At 67.0% G+C, this 18,621-nt stretch carries 17 protein-coding genes; 2 read left to right on the top strand and 15 right to left on the bottom strand.

Annotated elements, in window-relative coordinates; all coding sequences use genetic code 11:
* Window positions 1–2 precede the first annotated feature (2 nt).
* From lpxB to pyrH, 13 genes are all read right to left on the bottom strand, one after another.
* Window positions 3–1,124, bottom strand: coding sequence for a lipid-A-disaccharide synthase (lpxB, locus tag G481_RS0100720; protein WP_028028293.1), 1,122 nt, complete (start codon window positions 1,122–1,124; stop codon window positions 3–5).
* Window positions 1,121–1,921, bottom strand: coding sequence for an LpxI family protein (locus G481_RS0100715; protein WP_028028292.1), 801 nt, complete (start codon window positions 1,919–1,921; stop codon window positions 1,121–1,123). The genes lpxB and G481_RS0100715 overlap by 4 nt, the downstream gene beginning before the upstream one ends.
* A gap of 196 nt (window positions 1,922–2,117) precedes the next feature.
* A complete protein-coding gene (gene lpxA, locus G481_RS0100710; RefSeq protein WP_035024719.1) occupies window positions 2,118–2,915 on the bottom strand; it encodes an acyl-ACP--UDP-N-acetylglucosamine O-acyltransferase in 798 nt (265 codons plus the stop codon).
* A gap of 3 nt (window positions 2,916–2,918) precedes the next feature.
* Window positions 2,919–3,380 (bottom strand): 3-hydroxyacyl-ACP dehydratase FabZ, encoded by a 462-nt coding sequence (gene fabZ / locus G481_RS0100705; RefSeq protein ID WP_028028290.1) that lies wholly within the window; start codon window positions 3,378–3,380, stop codon window positions 2,919–2,921.
* An 82-nt stretch (window positions 3,381–3,462) separates the two neighbouring features.
* Window positions 3,463–4,080: an OmpH/Skp family outer membrane protein gene (locus G481_RS22465; RefSeq protein WP_051294217.1), complete on the bottom strand. Its 618-nt coding sequence runs from the start codon at window positions 4,078–4,080 to the stop codon at window positions 3,463–3,465.
* On the bottom strand, window positions 4,080–6,431 hold the full coding sequence (bamA, locus tag G481_RS0100695) for an outer membrane protein assembly factor BamA (RefSeq protein WP_084450543.1): 2,352 nt from the start codon (window positions 6,429–6,431) through the stop codon (window positions 4,080–4,082). The genes G481_RS22465 and bamA overlap by 1 nt, the downstream gene beginning before the upstream one ends.
* Window positions 6,432–6,552: 121 nt before the next feature.
* Entirely contained in the window at window positions 6,553–6,690 is a 138-nt protein-coding gene (locus G481_RS26325; RefSeq protein ID WP_169728706.1) for a hypothetical protein, read from the bottom strand.
* 88 nt (window positions 6,691–6,778) lie between these two features.
* Window positions 6,779–8,113, bottom strand: coding sequence for an RIP metalloprotease RseP (rseP, locus tag G481_RS0100685; protein WP_028028288.1), 1,335 nt, complete (start codon window positions 8,111–8,113; stop codon window positions 6,779–6,781).
* 3 nt (window positions 8,114–8,116) lie between these two features.
* Window positions 8,117–9,295 carry a 1-deoxy-D-xylulose-5-phosphate reductoisomerase gene (gene dxr, locus G481_RS0100680; protein WP_028028287.1) on the bottom strand — a complete coding sequence of 393 codons (1,179 nt, stop codon included), beginning with the start codon at window positions 9,293–9,295 and terminating at the stop codon, window positions 8,117–8,119.
* A gap of 4 nt (window positions 9,296–9,299) precedes the next feature.
* Window positions 9,300–10,118 (bottom strand): phosphatidate cytidylyltransferase, encoded by an 819-nt coding sequence (locus G481_RS0100675; protein ID WP_028028286.1) that lies wholly within the window; start codon window positions 10,116–10,118, stop codon window positions 9,300–9,302.
* Complete coding sequence (gene uppS, locus G481_RS0100670) at window positions 10,115–10,834, bottom strand: polyprenyl diphosphate synthase (RefSeq protein WP_028028285.1); 720 nt, start codon at window positions 10,832–10,834, stop codon at window positions 10,115–10,117. Before uppS ends, G481_RS0100675 begins: the two co-directional genes overlap by 4 nt.
* 31 nt (window positions 10,835–10,865) lie before the next feature.
* On the bottom strand, window positions 10,866–11,429 hold the full coding sequence (gene frr, locus G481_RS0100665) for a ribosome recycling factor (protein WP_028028284.1): 564 nt from the start codon (window positions 11,427–11,429) through the stop codon (window positions 10,866–10,868).
* 100 nt (window positions 11,430–11,529) lie between these two features.
* Window positions 11,530–12,276 (bottom strand): UMP kinase, encoded by a 747-nt coding sequence (pyrH, locus tag G481_RS0100660; RefSeq protein ID WP_051294216.1) that lies wholly within the window; start codon window positions 12,274–12,276, stop codon window positions 11,530–11,532.
* Between the two features lie 99 nt (window positions 12,277–12,375).
* Between pyrH and miaA the strand changes: the two genes are divergently transcribed.
* Window positions 12,376–13,278 carry a tRNA (adenosine(37)-N6)-dimethylallyltransferase MiaA gene (miaA, locus tag G481_RS0100655; protein WP_245594900.1) on the top strand — a complete coding sequence of 301 codons (903 nt, stop codon included), beginning with the start codon at window positions 12,376–12,378 and terminating at the stop codon, window positions 13,276–13,278.
* A gap of 105 nt (window positions 13,279–13,383) precedes the next feature.
* Window positions 13,384–14,346 (top strand): AraC family transcriptional regulator, encoded by a 963-nt coding sequence (locus G481_RS22460; RefSeq protein ID WP_084450541.1) that lies wholly within the window; start codon window positions 13,384–13,386, stop codon window positions 14,344–14,346.
* Window positions 14,347–14,505: 159 nt separating this feature from the next.
* On the opposite strand, the gene G481_RS0100645 is transcribed toward G481_RS22460, so the two are convergent.
* Together G481_RS0100645 and G481_RS0100635 are read right to left on the bottom strand one after the other, a co-directional pair.
* A complete protein-coding gene (locus G481_RS0100645) occupies window positions 14,506–16,401 on the bottom strand; it encodes an acyl-CoA synthetase (protein WP_028028281.1) in 1,896 nt (631 codons plus the stop codon).
* Window positions 16,402–16,820: 419 nt separating this feature from the next.
* A complete protein-coding gene (locus G481_RS0100635; RefSeq protein ID WP_028028279.1) occupies window positions 16,821–18,605 on the bottom strand; it encodes an ABC transporter transmembrane domain-containing protein in 1,785 nt (594 codons plus the stop codon).
* Window positions 18,606–18,621: the final 16 nt, after the last annotated feature.

Below are 18,621 nucleotides of genomic sequence, written 5' to 3'. Positions count from 1 at the left end.
GCTCAGCCCAGATGGGCCAGGACCGAGCGTGCCGCGCGCAGGCCGGGGGCCTCGCCACCCTTGCCCAGCCGGTCCATGGTCAGCGCCATGGCCTGCGACTGGGCGTCGCGGGCCGGGCCATCGGGGATCAGCGCGGCCAAGGCCGGGGCGATCAGATCGGCCCGGCAGCGCGGGCCGAGGAATTCGGGCACCGTGCGGCTGTCGGCCACCAGATTGACCAGCGTCACCGTATCCACCCGCAAAAGGCGCGAAATCAGGATCCGGCTGAGCCAGTTCATGTCATAGGCAATGACCATCGGCACCCCGTTCGCCGCCAGTTCCAGCGACACGGTGCCCGAGGCCGCCAGCGCCACCCGCGCCCCGGCAAAGGCCGCGCGCTTGTCCGCAGCATCGGTCACGATCAGCGGCTGGCGCGGCCAGTCGGCCGATAGCTCGCGCACCAGCGCCTCGACGCCGCGCACGGTGGGCAGGACGACCGGCAAGTCGATCTGGCGCAACACCTGACCGATCACCGGGGCAATCCGCGACACCTCGCCCCGCCGCGATCCGGGCAAGGCCAGCAGCCAGGGTTCGGCAAGCCCATGCGCCGCCGCAAACGCCGCCACCTGCGCCGCATCCGCCACAGGCTCGGCCACAACCGGATGGCCGACGAAATCGCAGCTCATGCCGGCGGCTTCCATATAGGGCGGCTCGAACGGCAACAGCGCCAGCACATGATCCACCACCCGTGCCATTTTCGCCGCCCGCCCGGGCCGCCAGGCCCAGACCGAGGGCGCGACATAATGGATGATGCGAAACCCCGGCCGCGCCGCCCGCACGATATGCGCGACACGCAAGCAGAAATCCGGGCTGTCGATGGTGATCAGCGCCCCGGCCCCGCTGTCCAGCACCGCCTGCGCCGTCTGGGCGATACGGCGCTTGAGGTGGAAATACTTGGGCAAGACCTCGGCAATACCCATCACCGACAGCTCTTCCATCGGAAAGAGGCTGGTCAGCCCCTGCGCCTCCATCAGGGGGCCACCGACACCGGCAAACTCTACCCGGGTCAGCGCGCGCAGCCCGGCCATCAGCGCGCCGCCCAGCCGGTCACCCGATGGCTCGCCCGCGATCAGGAACAGCTTCATGGCTCGCGCGACCACAGGAACAGGCCCAGACGGTCGGCCTCGGCCACCATGGCGGCCCGGTCCAGCAGCAGAACACCGCCTGCCTGCCAGACGATCCCGGCAAGGCCCGCGGCGGCGGCCTTGCGCACCGTCTCTGGCCCCAGCGCGGGCAGATCGGCGCGGCGGTCCTGCGCGGGCTTGGGCGCCTTGTAGATCAGGCCCCGCACCCCGGCGGGTCGCAACCTTCCGGCCACCGCCGCCACCCAGTCCAGCATCGCATCGGTGCCCGGCAGCGCCTCGGCGGCCAGACACAGCCCGCCTGCCACGACGCAGCCCTGCCCGACATCAGCCGCACCCAGTGCCTGAACGATCGCCGCCGCCCGCCCGGCATCGCGCCGGTCAAGGTCCGAGGGTTGGACCGACCCCAACACACCTGGCCCGGGAATCAGCCCCGGTGCCACGGCCTCGATGCCCAGAACCTCCAGCCCGGCCTCCTCGATCACTGCGATCACCTCGCGCAGCGTGGCATCGTCGCCCGCCTGCATCGCCGCCAGCAGCCGCGGCACCAGCTGCGCGGTGGCCGGATCGAACAGCGCCGGATCGAGCCGCGGCCGCGTCATGGCGCCGGCCAGCACCACCCCCGTCACCCCAAGATCGACCAGATGATGCAAGAACGGCACCAGGCGTTCAAAGCGGAACCGCTCGGCGGGCAAGGCGATCTCCAGCCCCTCGGGCGCAAAGACCGCCGCCTGCCCAAGCGCCGCCACAACCGCACCGGGCAAGGCGCCCTGCCCTGCAATGACCGCGATTCGCTTCATGTCGCTTCACCTTCTTCCAAATACCCCCGCCGGAGGCATCCGACCCCACCGCCCGCGCCTTCCTTGCAGCTATGCGCCTGTGGCCAGCGTCGATTGGGTATTTTTGGCAAGATGATACCAGGACGGGCGCGCATCATCTTGCCCCAAATACCCCCGCCGGAGGCATCTGCCGCCAGCCACGAGCGCCTTGCCCAGCCTAGCGCGGTGTCAGGAACGAGCGGTCCGAGGCGCCGAGGATGAAGTCGGTGACTTCGCGCACATGTGTGCTTTCGGTTTCCTCGGCCAGCCGCCGCGCGCGATCAAGAAACGCGCCATCGCCTTGCGCCAGCATCTGATAGGCGGCGCGCAGGGCGGTGATCTCGGAGCGGTTCACCCCGCGCCGCTTGAGCCCGACAAGGTTCAGCCCGTCCAGCTCGCCCCGCGGCGCCTGGACAAGGCCAAAGGGAATCACGTCGTTGGTCACCATGGTGACCGCGCCGATGATCGCCCCGCGCCCGATGCGCACCCATTGGTGGATGCCCGACAGCCCCCCGACGATCACATCGTCGCCCAGCCAGCAATGGCCGGCGATCGCCACCTGATTGGCCAGGATCACCCGGTTGCCGACGGTTGCATCATGGCCGACATGCGATCCGGTCATCAGCAGGCAATCGTCGCCCACACGGGTGATGCCACCACCGCCTTCGGTGCCGGTGTTCAGCGTGGCGCCCTCGCGGATGCGGCAGCGCGCGCCAACGATCAGGCGGGTGCGTTCCCCCTTGAACTTCAGATCCTGCGGCACCTCGCCGACCACGGCAAAGGGCCAGATTTCGGTGCCCGGGCCGATCTCGGTCCAGCCGGTAACGACGACATGCGATTTCAGCACCACGCCTTCGCCCAGCGTGACCTCGGGGCCGACGAGGGAAAACGGGCCGATCACGCAGCCGGGGCCGATCACGGCCCCCTCCTCGATCACCGCGGTCGGATGGATCTGCGCGCCGGGGTCGATGGCCATGGCTCAGCCCTTTGCCACGTCGAACATCGCGGTAAAGGTCGCCTCGCAGGCGAGTTCGCCGCCGACCATGGCGCGGCCTTCGAACTTCCAGACCCGGCCGCCCCCGCGCAGCGCCTTGACATGCAGTTCCAGCACATCGCCCGGCACCACCTTGCGGCGGAACTTCGCGGCCTCGACCCCCATGAAGAACACCTTGGCGTTCTTGTCGACCAGATCCATCGTCAGGCCCACCAGGATCCCCGAGGTCTGCGCCATCGCCTCGATGATCATCACGCCGGGCATGATCGGCAGGCCGGGAAAATGGCCGGTGAAATGCGGCTCGTTATAGGTGACGTTCTTGATGCCCACGCAGGACTCGCCGACCACGATGTCGCGCACCTTGTCCACCAGCAGGAACGGGTAGCGGTGCGGAATGATCCGCATGATGAGATCAAGATCGGCTTCGGTGCGAGGGGCCTCGGTCATCACATATCCTTCCAGCGACACCGCGCCTGGCGCGGCATGAGGTTTGCTAGCAACTCAGGCCCCGGCTGTCCAGCAACGGCCGTCAGGGCGAGGCCGGCTGGGCGGGGGGCCCGGATTCGGGACGCGGCAGGCTGCTGCCATCCCCGACCAGATCGTCCATGCGCGCGATGGCCGCATCGGTGATGTCGATCTCGCGAAAGCCCAGAACGATCGCCTCTTCGGCAATGATCGCCAGCGCGCCGCGTTCCTGCATCACCTGCGCCAGCACCTGATTGGCCACGTCGCGAAAGCGCAGCCGTGCCTCGTCGTGGCGCTGATAGATTGCGCGCTCCTTGGATTTCTGCGCGTTCCGGTGGTCTTCGACCTCGGTGTTGAAGGCATTGGCCAGCGCGCGGAAATCTTCGGCCGACAGGCTGGGGCGACGTTCGGTCAGGTCTTTTTCGCGGCGGGCAAGCTCGGCCTCGATCTCGCGGTTTTCGGTCGCAAGGGCCTTCTGTTCGGTCTCGAGTTCAGCCAGCAGGGCCTGGCCATAGCGCGAGCCGGAGAACAGCCGCGCCTCGTCCAGGGTCACGAAGGGCATCTGGACGGTGCCTTGCGACAAGGCGCCCTGGTCTGGCACCGCTGTAACCTGCGCAGGCGCGGCCGAAGCGGCGGCCAGCGCCATCACCAGTGCAGCAAGGCCAAAGGCCGGGCGACGCATCAGAACTTCGTCGAAATCGTCAGGTCGAAGTTCTGAACCTTGTCGTAGGTCTGCTTCTTGATTGCCCTCGAGAAGTTGAACCGCAGCGGCCCAAGCGGGGTATCCCACAGCAGCGACAGCCCGACCGACGAGCGCAGGCGCAGCTTGTCATCCACGGTGCCCGTGGCGCCGACGGTATCGTTCAGGCCCCAGACCGAGCCGATATCCATGAACACGCCGCCCCGGATGCCGTATTCTTCGGGCAGACCCAGCGGGAAATCGGCCTCGAACCGCGCAACGGCGAAGTAGTTGCCGCCCAGCGGGTCGTTCTTGCCTGCCGTGGTATCACGCGGGCCAAGGCCAAAGGGTTCGAACCCGCGCAACTTGCCGTCCAGGAAATACCGCTCGCTCACGCGGGTGCCATTGCCGCCCGACGTGGCCAGGGCGCCGGCCTCGAACTGGGCACGCAAGGTCACATCGCCATTCAGGATCTTGGTCTGGGTGCCGGCGAACAGTTCGGACTTGAGGAACTTGAGGTCGCCGCCAAGCCCATACAGATCCTGGCTGAAGCGGAACACGTTGGTCGTCTCGCCCGAAAGACCGCCACGGCGGTTGTCCCAGCTGTACATGTAGCCGACCGCCGAGCCCACCAGCGAGCCGCGGGCCGCCTCGCGCGCAAGGATCGGGCTGGACAGCGGCGCAGTCGTCTGTTCGACGTTGAAAATCCGCGACTTGTTCAGCGTATAGCGGGTTTCAAGCCGCGAGTTCTGCGAAATCGGGAATTCCAGCGCCAGACCGACCTGGGCAAAGCGCGAATCCCAGGTGGAATAATTCGCCTCGGACTGCGTGTAGATCCCCGAGAAGGTGAACTTCAGATCGCGTCCCAGAACCGCCGGCTCCGAGAAGGTAAAGGACGAGCTGGCATCGTTCGCGCCGATGTTCAGATCGACCGCGACATACTGACCCCGGCCAAGGAAGTTTGATTCCGACAGCCCCACCGTCAGGCCGACCCCGTCGGACTTGCCATAGCTGGCCCCGAACGACAGCGAGCCGGTGGGCTTTTCCGCCACCGTCGCCTTGACGATCACCGACTCGGCGCTGGTGCCTTCGACGGCTTCGACACTGGCGGTTTCAAAGAAGCCAAGCGCACGGATGCGTTCGGCCGCCTCGCGCACTTCGCGCGCGTTCAGCGGGTCGCCCTCGACGGTGCGGAACTGGCGACGGATCACCTGATCCATCGTGGTCGTGTTGCCCTCGATGTCGATCCGCTCGACGAAAATCCGCTCGCCCCGGACCAGGGCAAAGTCGATGTCCAGCCGGCGCTCGGCATCGTTGCGCTTGATGCGCGGCTCGACGCGCAGGAAGTTGATGCCCTTGCGCGAGGCCAGAGACTCCATCCGGGCGATGACGGTTTCCACATCCGATGGCGTATAGATCGCGCCGGGCCGCAGCCGCAGAAGCGGGGCGTAATCCTCGGCGTTGACACCGTCGATTTCGGACACCACGCGGGTGTTGCCAAAGCTGTATTGCAGCCCCTCGCGCACGGTGAAGGTGACGAAGAACCCGTCACGTTCACGCGCCATTTCCGAGGTGGCGTCCATCACCTGAAAGTCGATGTAGCCGCGCGACTGGTAGAAATCCTTGAGCAGCTGCTTGTCGACGTCGATCCGCTCGGCAACATAGGTGTCCGAGCTGATGAGCTGGCGCAGCAGGCCGGCCTGCTTGGTCTGCAGGACCTGGCGCAGGCGGCGATCGGTAAAGGCACGGTTGCCGACAAAGGACAGGCGCTCGACCTCGACCACCTTGCCCTCGGCGATTTCAAAGACCAGATCGACGCGGTTGTCGCTGCGCCGGATGATCCGCGGCTCGACCCGGGCGGCCATGCGGCCGGCGACCGAATAGGCCTCGGCAATCGTGGCGGCATCGGCTTCGGCCACCGACGGCGAATAGACCTTGCGCGAGCGCGATTCGATCAGCTTGGTCAGATCTTCGGCCTTGAGGCGCTTGTTGCCTTCGAAGTTGACGACGTTGATCGTGGGGTATTCCTTGACCGTGATCACCAGCGTGCCGCCCCGCGGCGTCAGGCTGACGCTTTCGAAAAGGCCGGTGTTCACAAGGCGCTGGTAGGCATCGTTCAGATCGGCGGCCGACATGGCATCGCCCCGGCCGATGCGGGCATGGCCAAGGATCGTGCGCGGCTCGATCCGCTGGTTGCCTTCGATCGTCACGTTGGAAAAACGGTAGCCCTGCGCCGACACCGGAACCGGCACCGCCGCAATCCCCACCGCCGAGGCCAGAAGAACCGCCAGAACCCCTGAACGCATCCGCGACCGCGTGCGCGCCTGATCCCGGAAGCCATCAAATACAGTCATAGACAAACCCCCCGGTCGTCGCGTGATTGACCCCTGACTAGCCCGAACGGGGGGGCTTGTCAAAAGGCCAAAGGCGCGGCCCTTTCGGGTCCGCGCCTTTCGTCAAGCCATGCTGAAAGGATTACAGCCGCGTCAGCGCCGAGCCCAGAAACGCACCAGCCAGCAAACCCACGATGATGGTCCCCAGCGAGAAGAACCGGTCCCAGTTCAGGTTCACGATCAGCGAGAGACTACGATAACCACTGGTAAGAGTCTGCATGATGACACTCCGCGTTCAGGGCAAGGCCGGGCACACAGACCCGGTTGGCCCCGAAATAGCCGCAGATTATGGCCGGATTTGGGCACAATCACGGACAGAACAGGTCATTCGTCAGCGCAAAGACCATCAGCGTCAGCAAGAGCGCCAGCCCGCCCGTCATCAGCCCGCGCAAGGCGCGGTCGCTGGGCGGCTTGCCGGTCACGGCTTCCCAGGCGTGGAACACAAGGTGCCCGCCGTCCAGCACCGGCACCGGAAACAGGTTCATCATGCCCACCGCGGTCGAAAGCATCGCGATGAACCACACGAAGGTCATCGTGCCCTGCGCCGCCGCATTGCCCGAGCTTTCGGCAATCCCCAGCGGGCCCCGCAGGTTGCAGCTGGAAATCGCCCCGGTCACCATGTGCCACAGGCCCGAAAGCGAGGTCTGCACGATCATCCCGGTCTGACGCACGCCCAGCCACATCGCCTCGAACGGGCCGGCGCGGCGGGTTTCGGGCTCGAACACCAGCCCGCCGGTCAGACCGATCAGCCAGCGCGTTTCGAACCCGCCATCGGGCACCGGCAGATCCACCCGGCGCGGGGTCAGCGTGACGGGCTGCGTCTGCCCGCCGCGCCAGACCTCCAGCGTCTGCGGAGCGCCATCGGACTCGCCGATCATGGTGCGCAGTTGCGAAAAGGCATGGATGGGCGTGCCGTTGACCGACAGGATCACATCGCCCGCCTTCAGCCCGGCATCCTGCGCCGCCGAATCGGGCTGCACCAGATCGGCCAGCGGCGGAAAGGGGAACGGCCCGGTCAGCTCCATCACCTGCCCTGCGCGGTCGACGGTATAGGAGACCTCGGCCACCGGGGTCAGACCATCGGCCACGGTGTAGAAATCTGACAGGCTGCCGACCGGCTTGCCATCAAGGGCGGTGATCAGATCGCCCGGCTTCAGCGCCTGGGCCATCGGCAGCGGCTTGACCTTGCCGACGCGCGCCTCTTCGGTGGCGATCCCGCTCCACAGGGCGATGCCGGCAAAGATCAGGATCGACAGGGCAAAGTTGAACACCGGCCCCGCCGCCACCGTGGCCGACCGCGCCCACAGCGGCGCGCCATGCATGGTGTCGCGCCGTTCCTCGGGGCTCATGGTATCGAGCGCATGGTCGTCCCGCCCCGAGGCGGCATCGGAATCGCCCTTGAACTTGACATAGCCGCCAAAGGGCAGCGCGGCGATCTGCCAGTGGGTGCCGTGCCGGTCGGTCCAGCCGGCGATCTTCGGGCCAAAGCCAAGGCTGAACACATCCGCCTTGATCCCGCACCAGCGGCCCACGATGTAATGGCCGTATTCATGCACCGCCACGATGACCGACAGGGCGGCGACAAAGGCAACCAGCGTCCAGATCGCATTGCCGAAGGATGGAAGCTGCGCCAGAAAATCCATTGTCTATCCTTGTCCTGCCCGTGCGCGGACGATTTCATCCGCCGTCTGGCGGGCAAGGTCGTCCATCTGCAGGACCTTCTCAAGGCTGTCCGGGGCATTTCCAAGGCCACAATCGCGCGAGATCCTGTCCAGCACCTGTTCGACCAGCCCGGCCATGTCCATGAAGCCGATCCGCCCGGCGATGAAATGATCCAGCGCCGATTCCTTGGCCGCGTTGAAGGCAGCCCCCGCCAGACCGCCTGCCGCCATCACATCGCGTGCCAGCCGCAGCGCGGGATAGCGCGTCTCGTCCGGCACTGAAAAGCTCAGGCTGGTCAGCTTGCGCAGGTCCAGCCGCGCGACCGGCAGCGGTGCGCGCTCGGGCCAGTGGAGCGCATAGCCGATGGCATGGCGCATGTCGGGCTGGCCCAGATGCGCCATCACCGCGCCATCCTGAAAGGCCACCAGCGCATGAATGATCTGCTCGCGCTGGATCACCACGTCGATCTGCGCAGGATCAAGCCCGAAGAATTCGCGCGCCTCGATCACCTCCATGGCCTTGTTGAACATGGTGGCACTGTCGATCGTGATGCGCTGGCCCATGGCGAAATTCGGATGGGTGCTGGCCTCGGCCACGGTGGCGCTGGCCAGGCGTTCCATGGGCCAGTCGCGGAACGCCCCGCCCGAGGCGGTGATGGTCACGAGTTCCACCGCCGAAACCGGCTCGCCTGCAAGGGCCTGAAAGACAGCGGAATGTTCGCTGTCGACCGGCAGGATGGTTGCGGCATTGGCGCGGGCGGTCTCCATCAGCAGGGGACCGGCGCAGACCAGCGATTCCTTGTTCGCCAGCGCCAGCGTGCCGCCGCGTTCCACTGTGCGCAAGCTGGGCACAAGGCCCGCCGCGCCGACGATCGCGCTCATGGTCCAGTCGGCGGGGCGCTCGGCTGCCTCGGCTATCGCCTGCGGGCCCGCGGCGGTCTCGATCCCGGTGCCGGCCAGCGCCTCGCGCAAGGCGGGCAGGCAATCGTCATGGGCGGTCACGGCCAGTTCCGCCCTGAGCGCGATGGCCTGCTGCGCCAGCCGCGCCACATTGCGCCCGCCGGTCAGCGCCACCACCCGATAGGCGCCCGGCGCGCGGGCGATCAGATCGACGGTGTTTTCCCCGATTGACCCGGTGGCACCGAAGATGGAAATGCTGCGCATCGTCTCAGCCCCCTGCTGCGGGCATGAAAGGCAGCGCCAAGTCGATCAGCAGCGCCGCAGGCACCGCAAAGGCCAGCGCGTCGAAACGGTCCAGCAAGCCGCCATGCCCTGGAATGAGGTTCGAGGAATCCTTGACGCCTGCCCGGCGCTTGATGGCGGATTCGGCAATGTCGCCCATCTGCCCGGCAAAGGCGACAATCGGCAAGATCCACAAAAGCTGCGCCCCGCCCCAGCCGGCGGCCATGAAGCCAGCCCCGACCAGCGCCGCGCCGATCCAGCCGGCGACTGTGCCGCTCCAGGTTTTTTTGGGGCTGATGGCCGGCCAGAACTTCGGCCCGCCGATCAGCCGGCCCGCAAAATACCCGGCGACATCCGAGACCACCACGACCAGCAGCACACACAGTGCCGCCGGCAGCCCCACCCCGTTGCGCAACGCCACAAGGCCGATCCCGGTCAGCACGATCACCAGCGCATAGACGGCAAACACCGCCCGGTCCCGGCGCGGGGTCAGCGCCCCGACCAGCGAGGGCAGCAGCAGCGCCAGCGGGGCAAGCGACAGGCCGGGCGACCAGAAATGCCACATGGCCCAGTAATTCAGCACCAGAACCGCCGCCGCCAGAACGCCCAGCAGGACCGACACATCCGCGCCTGCCCCGCGCGTCATGCGCGCCAGTTCCCACATCATCAGGCCAGGGGCCACGATGCCCAGCAGCACCAGCGGCAGCCCGCCCGCCACGATCGCCCCGCCACCAACCGCCACCATCACGATGGCCGACAGCACCCGCGCGCGCAGATCGGCCCAGCGTTGCGGATCACCGCTCATGCCGGAGCCACCCCGCCAAAGCGCCGGTCGCGCCCGCCGAAACGGGAAAGGATACGCTCCAGCTCGGCCGGGGAAAAATCGGGCCACAGCGTTTCGGTGAATTCATATTCGGCATAGGCCGCCTGCCAGAGCAGGAAGTTCGACACCCGCGTCTCGCCGCTGGTGCGGATCACCAGATCGGGGTCGGGAATGTCGGCGGTGTCCAGCATGGCCGACACCGTCGCCTCGGTGACATCGGCGGGGTCAAGCCGCCCCTCGGCCACCTCGCAGGCGATCTTGCGGCCCGCGCGGATGATCTCGTCGCGCCCACCATAGTTGATGGCCACGGTCAGGTTCAGCCTTGTGTTGTTCGCCGTGCGCGTCTCGATCCCGGCCATCAGCCGTTGCAGCCGGTCATCCAGCCGCGAACGGTCACCGATGAAGCGCATCCGCACGCCTTCGGCCGACAGCCGGTCAGCCTCGCGTTCGATATAGCGCGAGAACAGGCCCATCAGGCCCAGCACTTCTTCGGTCGAGCGTTTCCAGTTCTCGGTGGAAAAGGCGTAGATCGTCAGCCACTTCACCCCCAGATCGGGGGCGCAGCGGACGATTTCCTTGACCCGTTCGGCCCCCTTGCGGTGGCCGACCAGTCGGGGCCAGCCCCGGCTGGTGGCCCAGCGGCCATTGCCGTCCATGATGATCGCCACATGCTGCGGCGCCCGCTTTTCCGACGACATCGGCCTGCCCTCCCGCTGAAGCCAGACCGGCTCAGACCTGCATGATCTCGGCTTGCTTGCTTTCCAGCGCCTTGTCGACGGCGGCAATCATCTTGTCGGTCAGGGCCTGCACCTCGTCGGCATACATCTTCTGCTCGTCTTCGGGCATGCCGTCGGCCTTGGCCTTCTTGATCTTGTCCATCCCGTCGCGGCGCACGTTGCGGATGGCGACGCGGGCATGTTCGGCATAGCCGGCAGCCACCTTGGTCAGTTCCTTGCGGCGCTGCTCGTTAAGTTCGGGGATCGGCAGCATGATGATGGTGCCGTTGAGCTGCGGGTTGATGCCAAGGCCGGATTCGCGGATCGCCTTTTCCACCTTGCCGACCATGCCCTTGTCCCAGACGTTGATCGTGACCATGCGCGGCTCGGGCACGTTGACGGTGCCCAGCTGGTTGATCGGCGTCATCTGGCCATAGGCCTCGACCTGGATCGGCTCCAGCATGTTGCCCGAGGCGCGGCCGGTGCGAAGCGATGCGAATTCCGTGCGCAGGCTGGCCATCGCGCCTTCCATGCGGCGCTCCAGATCGTCGAGGTCGATCTCCAGATCATCGGACATGAGAGTTTCCTTCCTTGGCCTGCATCTTTCTGCCCCCTCGTCCGGGGGTGCCCCGCCTCTATAGGCGAAGGCAGGCTCTGGGTACAGGGGGTGGCGGGCCTCAGCCCTTGACGGTGGTATAGGTGCCCTGCCCGGCCAGAATGCCGCGGAAACCGCCCGGCTCGTCCAGGCTGAACACGATGATCGGCAGGCGGTTGTCGCGCGACAGGGCAATCGCGGTCGCGTCCATCACGCCCAGGTTCTTTTCCAGTGCCTCGTCATAGCTGACGGTGTCATAGCGCTTGGCGTCAGCGAACTTCTTGGGATCCTTGTCATAGACCCCGTCGACCTTGGTGCCCTTGAACACCGCCTCGCAGCCCATTTCATTGGCGCGCAGCGCGGCGGCCGTGTCGGTGGTGAAGAACGGATTGCCGGTGCCGGCGGCAAAGATGCAGACCCGCTTCTTTTCCAGGTGCCGCACGGCGCGGCGGCGGATGTAGGGCTCGCAGACCTGATCCATCGGAATGGCGCTGATCACGCGGGTAAAGACGCCCAAGGCCTCCAGCGCCGATTGCATGGCCAGCGCGTTCATCACCGTCGCCAGCATCCCCATGTAATCGGCCGTGGTCCGCTCCATCCCCTGGGCGCTGCCGGCAAGGCCGCGGAAGATGTTGCCGCCACCGATCACCATGCAGATCTCGACGCCCAGGGCGTGGCAGGCCTTGACCTCTTGCGCGACGCGCTGGACGGTCGGCGGATGCAGGCCAAAGCCCTGATCGCCCATCAGCGCCTCGCCGGAAATCTTCAGCATGACCCGTTTGTAGGCCACGCCGCCGCGCGCCTGATCCGCCCCGTCGATGGTGCTCATGCCTGCCTCTTGCATCTGGTGTGATCCGGTGGTGACCGCCAGGGGCATCAGAATCCCCCGCCCGGTTGACTGGCGCGCAAAATGTCGGAAAACGGCGCCATGATCAACGCAGATCCCGATCTTGTGTCAAACTGGCTGGACACTGTGCCGGCAGACCGCCCCGTGCTGATCGCCGGCCCCACGGCCAGCGGCAAGTCCGGGCTGGCCCTGGCCCTTGCGCGGGCGCAGGGGCGGCAGGTGGTGAATGCCGATGCGCTGCAGGTCTATTCCTGCTGGCGCGTGCTGACCGCGCGGCCCACGGCCGCCGAGGAAGCCATGGTCCCACATCGACTTTATGGCCATGTGGGCCCCGATCAGGACTATTCCGTCGGCCACTGGCTGCGCGAGGTCGCCGCCCTTCTGGACAAGGATCCCCGCCCGGTGATCGTGGGGGGCACGGGGCTTTATTTCACCGCGCTGACCTCGGGCCTTGCCGACATCCCGCCCACCCCGGCCGCCATTCGCGCGCTGGCGGATCGGCGGATCGCCGCCGAAGGCGCCGCGGCGCTGCTGGTCGAACTGGATGCGGCGACGGCCGCGCGCATCGACCGCCTGAACCCCGTGCGCATCCAGCGCGCCTGGGAGGTGCAGGCCGCCACTGGCCGCGGGTTGGCGGCCTGGCAAGATGATACGGGTCCGCCCGTCCTGCCGCTGGAGCGCGCCCATGCGCTGGTGCTGCGCCCGGACCCCGACTGGCTGGGCGCGCGAATCGATCAGCGATTCGGATACATGATTCGCGAAGGCGCGCTGGAGGAAGTCCGCGCCATGCTGTCCCAATGGGCACCAAACCGCCCATGGGCCCGCGCCATCGGCGCGCCCGAGCTGGTTGCACATTTGCAAGGCGCCATGACACTTGATGTTGCGGTTGCCGCCGCCTGCACCGCTACCCGTCAGTATGCCAAGCGTCAACGGACCTGGATGCGCAACCGTCTGGGGCATTGGCCGGCGATCTCGCTACCCTGATGCGGCGGCGCATCAGGCGGGCCTTTGCTGGTGAAATCGCAGAATTCACTTGGGTCTCAATACGTTCGCGGGCTAAGTTCGGGTAAAACCAGAACGGACAAAACAATGCCCGAGCAGACCACTACAGTTTCACAATTGCGACTTGTCGCGATTCCGCGCCTTGCCGCCGGCGGTCGCTGGCGGGTCGAGGCCATGCGATCGCTGTCCGAACCCATGCTGCTGTGGTTCACCCGCGGCCAGGGGCGCATCACCGTTGCCGGCGTGACGCGCGGCTATGGTCCGAACAACGCGATCTTCATTCCCGCCGGCACCATGCACGGCTTCGAGGTCGGTCAGCACGTCTTTGGCACCGCGGTCTTCTTTGGCCGCGAGACCGACCTGACCCTGCCCGACAAGGTCCAGCACCTGCGCATCCGGGAAAATTCGGCCCAGGTCGAACTCAACCTGATCCTCGATTCCATCGGGCGCGAGCAGAACAGCGACAAGCCGGCCCATGACCGGGCGACCCGGCACTATCTGGGCCTGCTGTCGGTCTGGCTGGAACGTCAGGTCGTCAGCCACCCGCCCGAAGATCTGCCGCACCCGGAATCGGCGCGCAAACTCGCCTCGCGCTTTACCCAGCTGCTGGAACGCGACTTCCGCTCGGGCCATGGCGTGGCCGACTATGCCGCGGCGCTGGGGGTTACGCCCACGCATCTCAGCCGCGTGTGCCGCACGACGACCGGGCGCTCGGCCAAGGCGATCCTGTCGGACCGCGTGCTGTTCGAGGCGCGGCGGATGCTGTCCGATACCCGCACCCCGGTGCAAGAGATCGCGCAAGGGCTGGGCTTTACGTCAGCCGCCTATTTCACCCGGGCGTTCCAGCATCACACCGGCAGCACCCCCACCGACTTCCGCCGCGCCGCCCGCGACGAGGCCGCACAGGCCGCCACAGCCAAGCCTTCCGGCGCCGCCACGGCCAAGCCCTCCGGCGCCGCCATGGCCAAGCCGACCGGACCGGCCGGCCTTGCCCCCCGCCCCGCACTCACCCGCGCGCCAATCGCGCCGATCGGCAGCCGCTTCCGCTGATCAGCCCTTGCAGCTGCGCCCGCCACCCAAGGGCCGGGCGCAGCCCAAGGGCCGGTTCGGCGCAACAGCGCCCCCTTCATCTGTCCAGAAATATCCCGCAGGGGGTCCGGGGGACGCGAAGTCCCCCGGCGCCGACCATCCCGCACAAGCGCCGGGGGCTCAGCCCTCGGCCAGCCATTCCCACGGGTTGGTGAACTCGCCCAGAACCTGCGCCAGCGCCGCCTCGTCCACCGCGCCGGTGCGGCGCAGCCGGGCGACCAGACCGCGCTTCTTGTCCTCGGCAACGGTGACGACTTCGGCCGCCAGCCCCGCCTTGGCCAGCGCCTCGTTATAGACCCGCGCGATGGCAGTACGGCGCAGATCGGGCTTGAAGATCTTGCCAACCGCCGTCTTGGGCAATTCGGGCAGGATCTCCAGATGCTTGGGCACTGCGGCGCGTTCCGTGATATGGGTGGCTGCAAACTCCATCAGCTCGGCGGGGCTCGCCTGCTTGCCCGCCACCAGCTCGACATAGACACAGGGCAGCTCGCCCGCGCGGGCATCGGGCTGGCCGATCGCCCCGGCAAAGGCCACGGCCTCGTGCTTGAGCAAAGCCTCCTCGATGACCGCGGGGTCGATGTTGTGCCCGCCGCGAATGATCAGATCCTTGGCCCGGCCGGTGATCCACAGATAGCCATCCGGGTCGATCCGGCCCAGATCGCCGGTGCGCAGGAACCGGCCTTCGGCAAACAGATCGCGGTTCTTGTCGGCCTCGGTATAGGTCGATCCTTCGAACACGCCGGGGTTGGCGACACAGATTTCCCCCACCTCGTCCACCGCGCATTCGCGGAACGCGCCGTTGGTGCGCTGAAGGATCCGCACATGGGTATAGGGGAAGGGAATGCCGACCGATCCGATCTTTTTCGCGCCTTCGACCGGGTTGCACGACACAAGGCAGGTTGCCTCGGTCAGGCCATAGCCTTCGGCGATCTCGACGCCAGTGGCGGCCTTGAAGCGGTTGTAAAGTTCGACCGGCAAGGGCGCCGAGCCCGAGATCGCCATCCGCAGCGTCGAGACATCGGCATTCACCGGGCGCTGCATCAGGGCCGAGATCGCGGTCGGCACCGTGATCATGAAGGTGACCTTCCAGCGTTCGATCAGCTTCCAGAAATTGTCGAACACCCCGTCACCGCGATAGCCGGCCGGGGTCGGGAACACGACATGCGCGCCTGAACAGATCGCCGACATCAGGATCGGATAGGCGGCAAAGACATGGAACAGCGGCAGCGGGCAGATCAGCACGTCCCTGGACGTGAACAGCATCTCGGCGCCCAGCCAGCCGTTGTAGATCATGCCGGAATATTTGTGCTGCGCGACCTTGGGCATCCCCGTGGTGCCGCCGGTATGGAAATAGGCCGCCACCCGGTCCCCGGTGCTGTCGGCAAAGGTCAGCCGGTCGGCCGGCTGGCGGGCGCATTCGGCGGTGAAGGATTTCACCACCGCCGTGTGATGCACCGGGTTCTTGGGCCGCACCAAGGGCACGATCCAGCTTTTCGGCGGGGTCAGATAGCGGTTGAGGTCAATCTCCAGCACTGTCTTGACGCCGGGGGCAAAGCGCACGGCCTCGGCCACCTTCTGGGCCACATCGGTCTTGGGAAAGGCTTTGAGCGTGACGACGACCTTGGCCCCCGTCTCGCGCAGGATGGCCGAGATCTGTTCTGGCTCCAGCAGCGGGTTGATCGGGTTGACGATCCCCGCGACCGAGCCGGCCAGCAGGGTGATCGCGGTTTCAAGGCTATTGGGCAGCACATAGGCCACCACGTCCCGCTCGCCCACGCCAAGGCTGCGAAACAGGTTGGCAGCCTGCGTCACACGGCCCAGCATCTCGGCCCAGGTCAGCGTCTGGGCCGGATCGGATGCGCCCGACAGCAGCTGGAACGTCACAGCAGGATTGTTCGGGTGGCGCCGCGCCACATCGGACAGAAAGCCATGCATCGTGGCAGGGATCTTGCGCGCGGCCCAGGGCATCTCCTGTTCAACGGCATTGCGGTCGTCAATCGTGGCGAAACGCGCCATCGTCAGTTCTCCCCCCTGAACGATCTCCTTGTGAAGAAAATGGGCAGTTTCCCCTAGCCTTGCAAGCATGACGCTGCGAGAAGGCCGGGCCGCGCGCCCGGCCCCGCGCAGGGTCGGCCCCCGGGCCTGCGCAGTCCCTGACAAGATCTTGTCAGGGTCGGCCGGCATCGGCCTGTTCGCCGTGAAGGTCTGGGGATCGCGGATCGCATTGCCCGGCGTCTTCCCGGGAATGGCCGACGGCCTGTCGCCCGTGACGCGGCAGCGCGACACCGACGCCGGGTCGCCATCGTGATCGGCCTCGACCGTCGCGGCGCCTCGGACATGGCCGGCGGAATGACGCCCGGCCCGGCTGTCGCCCCGCAGAGGGCGCAGTCAGCCCGCAGTCAGCCGCTGGACAGGGGGAAAATCGCCCTCTCGCGTCAGGCCGCGTCAGAGGCCGCGAATTGCAGGCGGGCAAGGCGGGCATAAAGGCCACCTTGCGCGACCAGCTCGTCATGGGTGCCAATCGCAACGATCCGGCCATGATCAAAGACAACGATGCGGTCGGCCTGCTTCACCGTGGCCAGCCGGTGCGCGACGACCAGCGTGGTGCGCCCCTGCGACAGGCGGGCAAAGGCCTGCTGCACCAGTCGTTCGGATTCGGCATCCAGCGCGCTGGTCGCCTCGTCCAGAAGCAGAACCGGCGCATCGCGCAACATGGCGCGGGCAATGGCGATCCGCTGTTTCTGGCCACCCGACAGCATCATGCCACGCTCACCGACCTGGGTGTCATAGCCCTGCGGCAGCGCCGCGATGAACTCATGCGCGGCGGCGGCGCGGGCGGCGGCCTCGACCTCGGCGTCGCTGGCCTCGGGGCGGCCAAAGCGGATGTTCTCGCGGGCGGTGGTGGCAAAGATCACCGGATCTTGCGGCACCAGCGCCAGCGACTTGCGGAAGTCGGATCGCGCCATGTCGCGCAGGTTCACCCCGTCCAGCAGAACGCGGCCCTGTTGCGGGTCGTAAAAGCGCAGCAGCAGTTGCAGCGTCGTCGTCTTGCCCGCGCCCGAAGGACCGACAAGCGCGACCGTCTCGCCCGGTTGCACCGTCAGGCTGATGCCATCCAGCGCCGAGCTGTCCGGCCGGGTCGGATAGCGGAAGGACACATCCTCGAACCGGATCTCGCCCCGCACGGGTTGGGTCAGCGCCTTGGGGGCAGCAGGATCGACCACGCTGTCGGTGACCTCGAGCAATTCGACCAGACGCTCGGTCGCGCCGGCGGCGCGTTGAAGTTCGCCCCAGATTTCGGACAGGGCGCCGACGGCCCCGGCGACCAGCACGGCATAGATCACGAACTGGACCAGCTGCCCCGCGCTCATGGTTCCCGCGCGCACATCGTTCGCGCCGATCCACAGGACGCCGACAATGCCGGCAAAAACCAGGAAGATCACGATCACTGTCATCACCGCGCGGGTGGCGATCCGGCGCAGGGTGGCGCGGAAACTGGCCTCGGTGATGCGGGCAAAGGCCTCACGGCTGCCGGCCTCGTGGGTAAAGGCCTGAACGGTCTGCACCGCTTGCAGCGTCTCCGAGGCATTGCCCGAGGATTGCGCGATCCAGTCCTGCGTCTCGCGGCTCAGGGCGCGCAGGCGGCGGCCCAGCACGATGATCGGCACCACGACCAGCGGCACGATCAGCAACACCAGCCCCGTCAGCTTGAGCGAGGTATAGCCCAGCAGCACCAGCCCGCCCACCAGCATCAACAGGTTACGCAGCGCGACCGATACCGACGATCCGATCACCGACAGGATCAGCGTGGTATCGGTGGTCAGGCGGCTGATCACCTCGCCGGTCATCATGCGCTCGTAGAAGGCCGGCGACAGGCCCAGCAGGCGGTCGAACAGCGCGCGGCGGATATCGGCCACCACCCGTTCACCCAGCCGGGTCACCACATAGAACCGCAGCCCGGTGCCGATCGCCAGCAAGGTCGCAAGTCCCAGCGCGGCGGCGAAATAGCTGTCCAGCAGCGCCGCCCCCTCGCCGAACCCGTCGACCACGCGGCGCACGGCAATCGGCAGCGCCAGCGTGACACCCGCAGTCAGGGTCAGCGCCAGACCCGCCACCAGCGCCTGGGCGCGATAGGGCGCCAGGAACGGCGCAAGGCCCCGCAAGGCACCTACGCGTTTCGAGGTGGCACGATCGGGCAAGGGTTGGGGATTGCGGGCCATCGAACTTCCATCTGCT

The organism is Gemmobacter nectariphilus DSM 15620, from assembly GCF_000429765.1.
In the GTDB taxonomy this organism is placed as follows: domain Bacteria; phylum Pseudomonadota; class Alphaproteobacteria; order Rhodobacterales; family Rhodobacteraceae; genus Wagnerdoeblera; species Wagnerdoeblera nectariphila.
The sequence above is the reverse complement of the archived record's forward strand: the minus strand, read 5'-3'. Positions and strand labels throughout refer to the sequence as shown.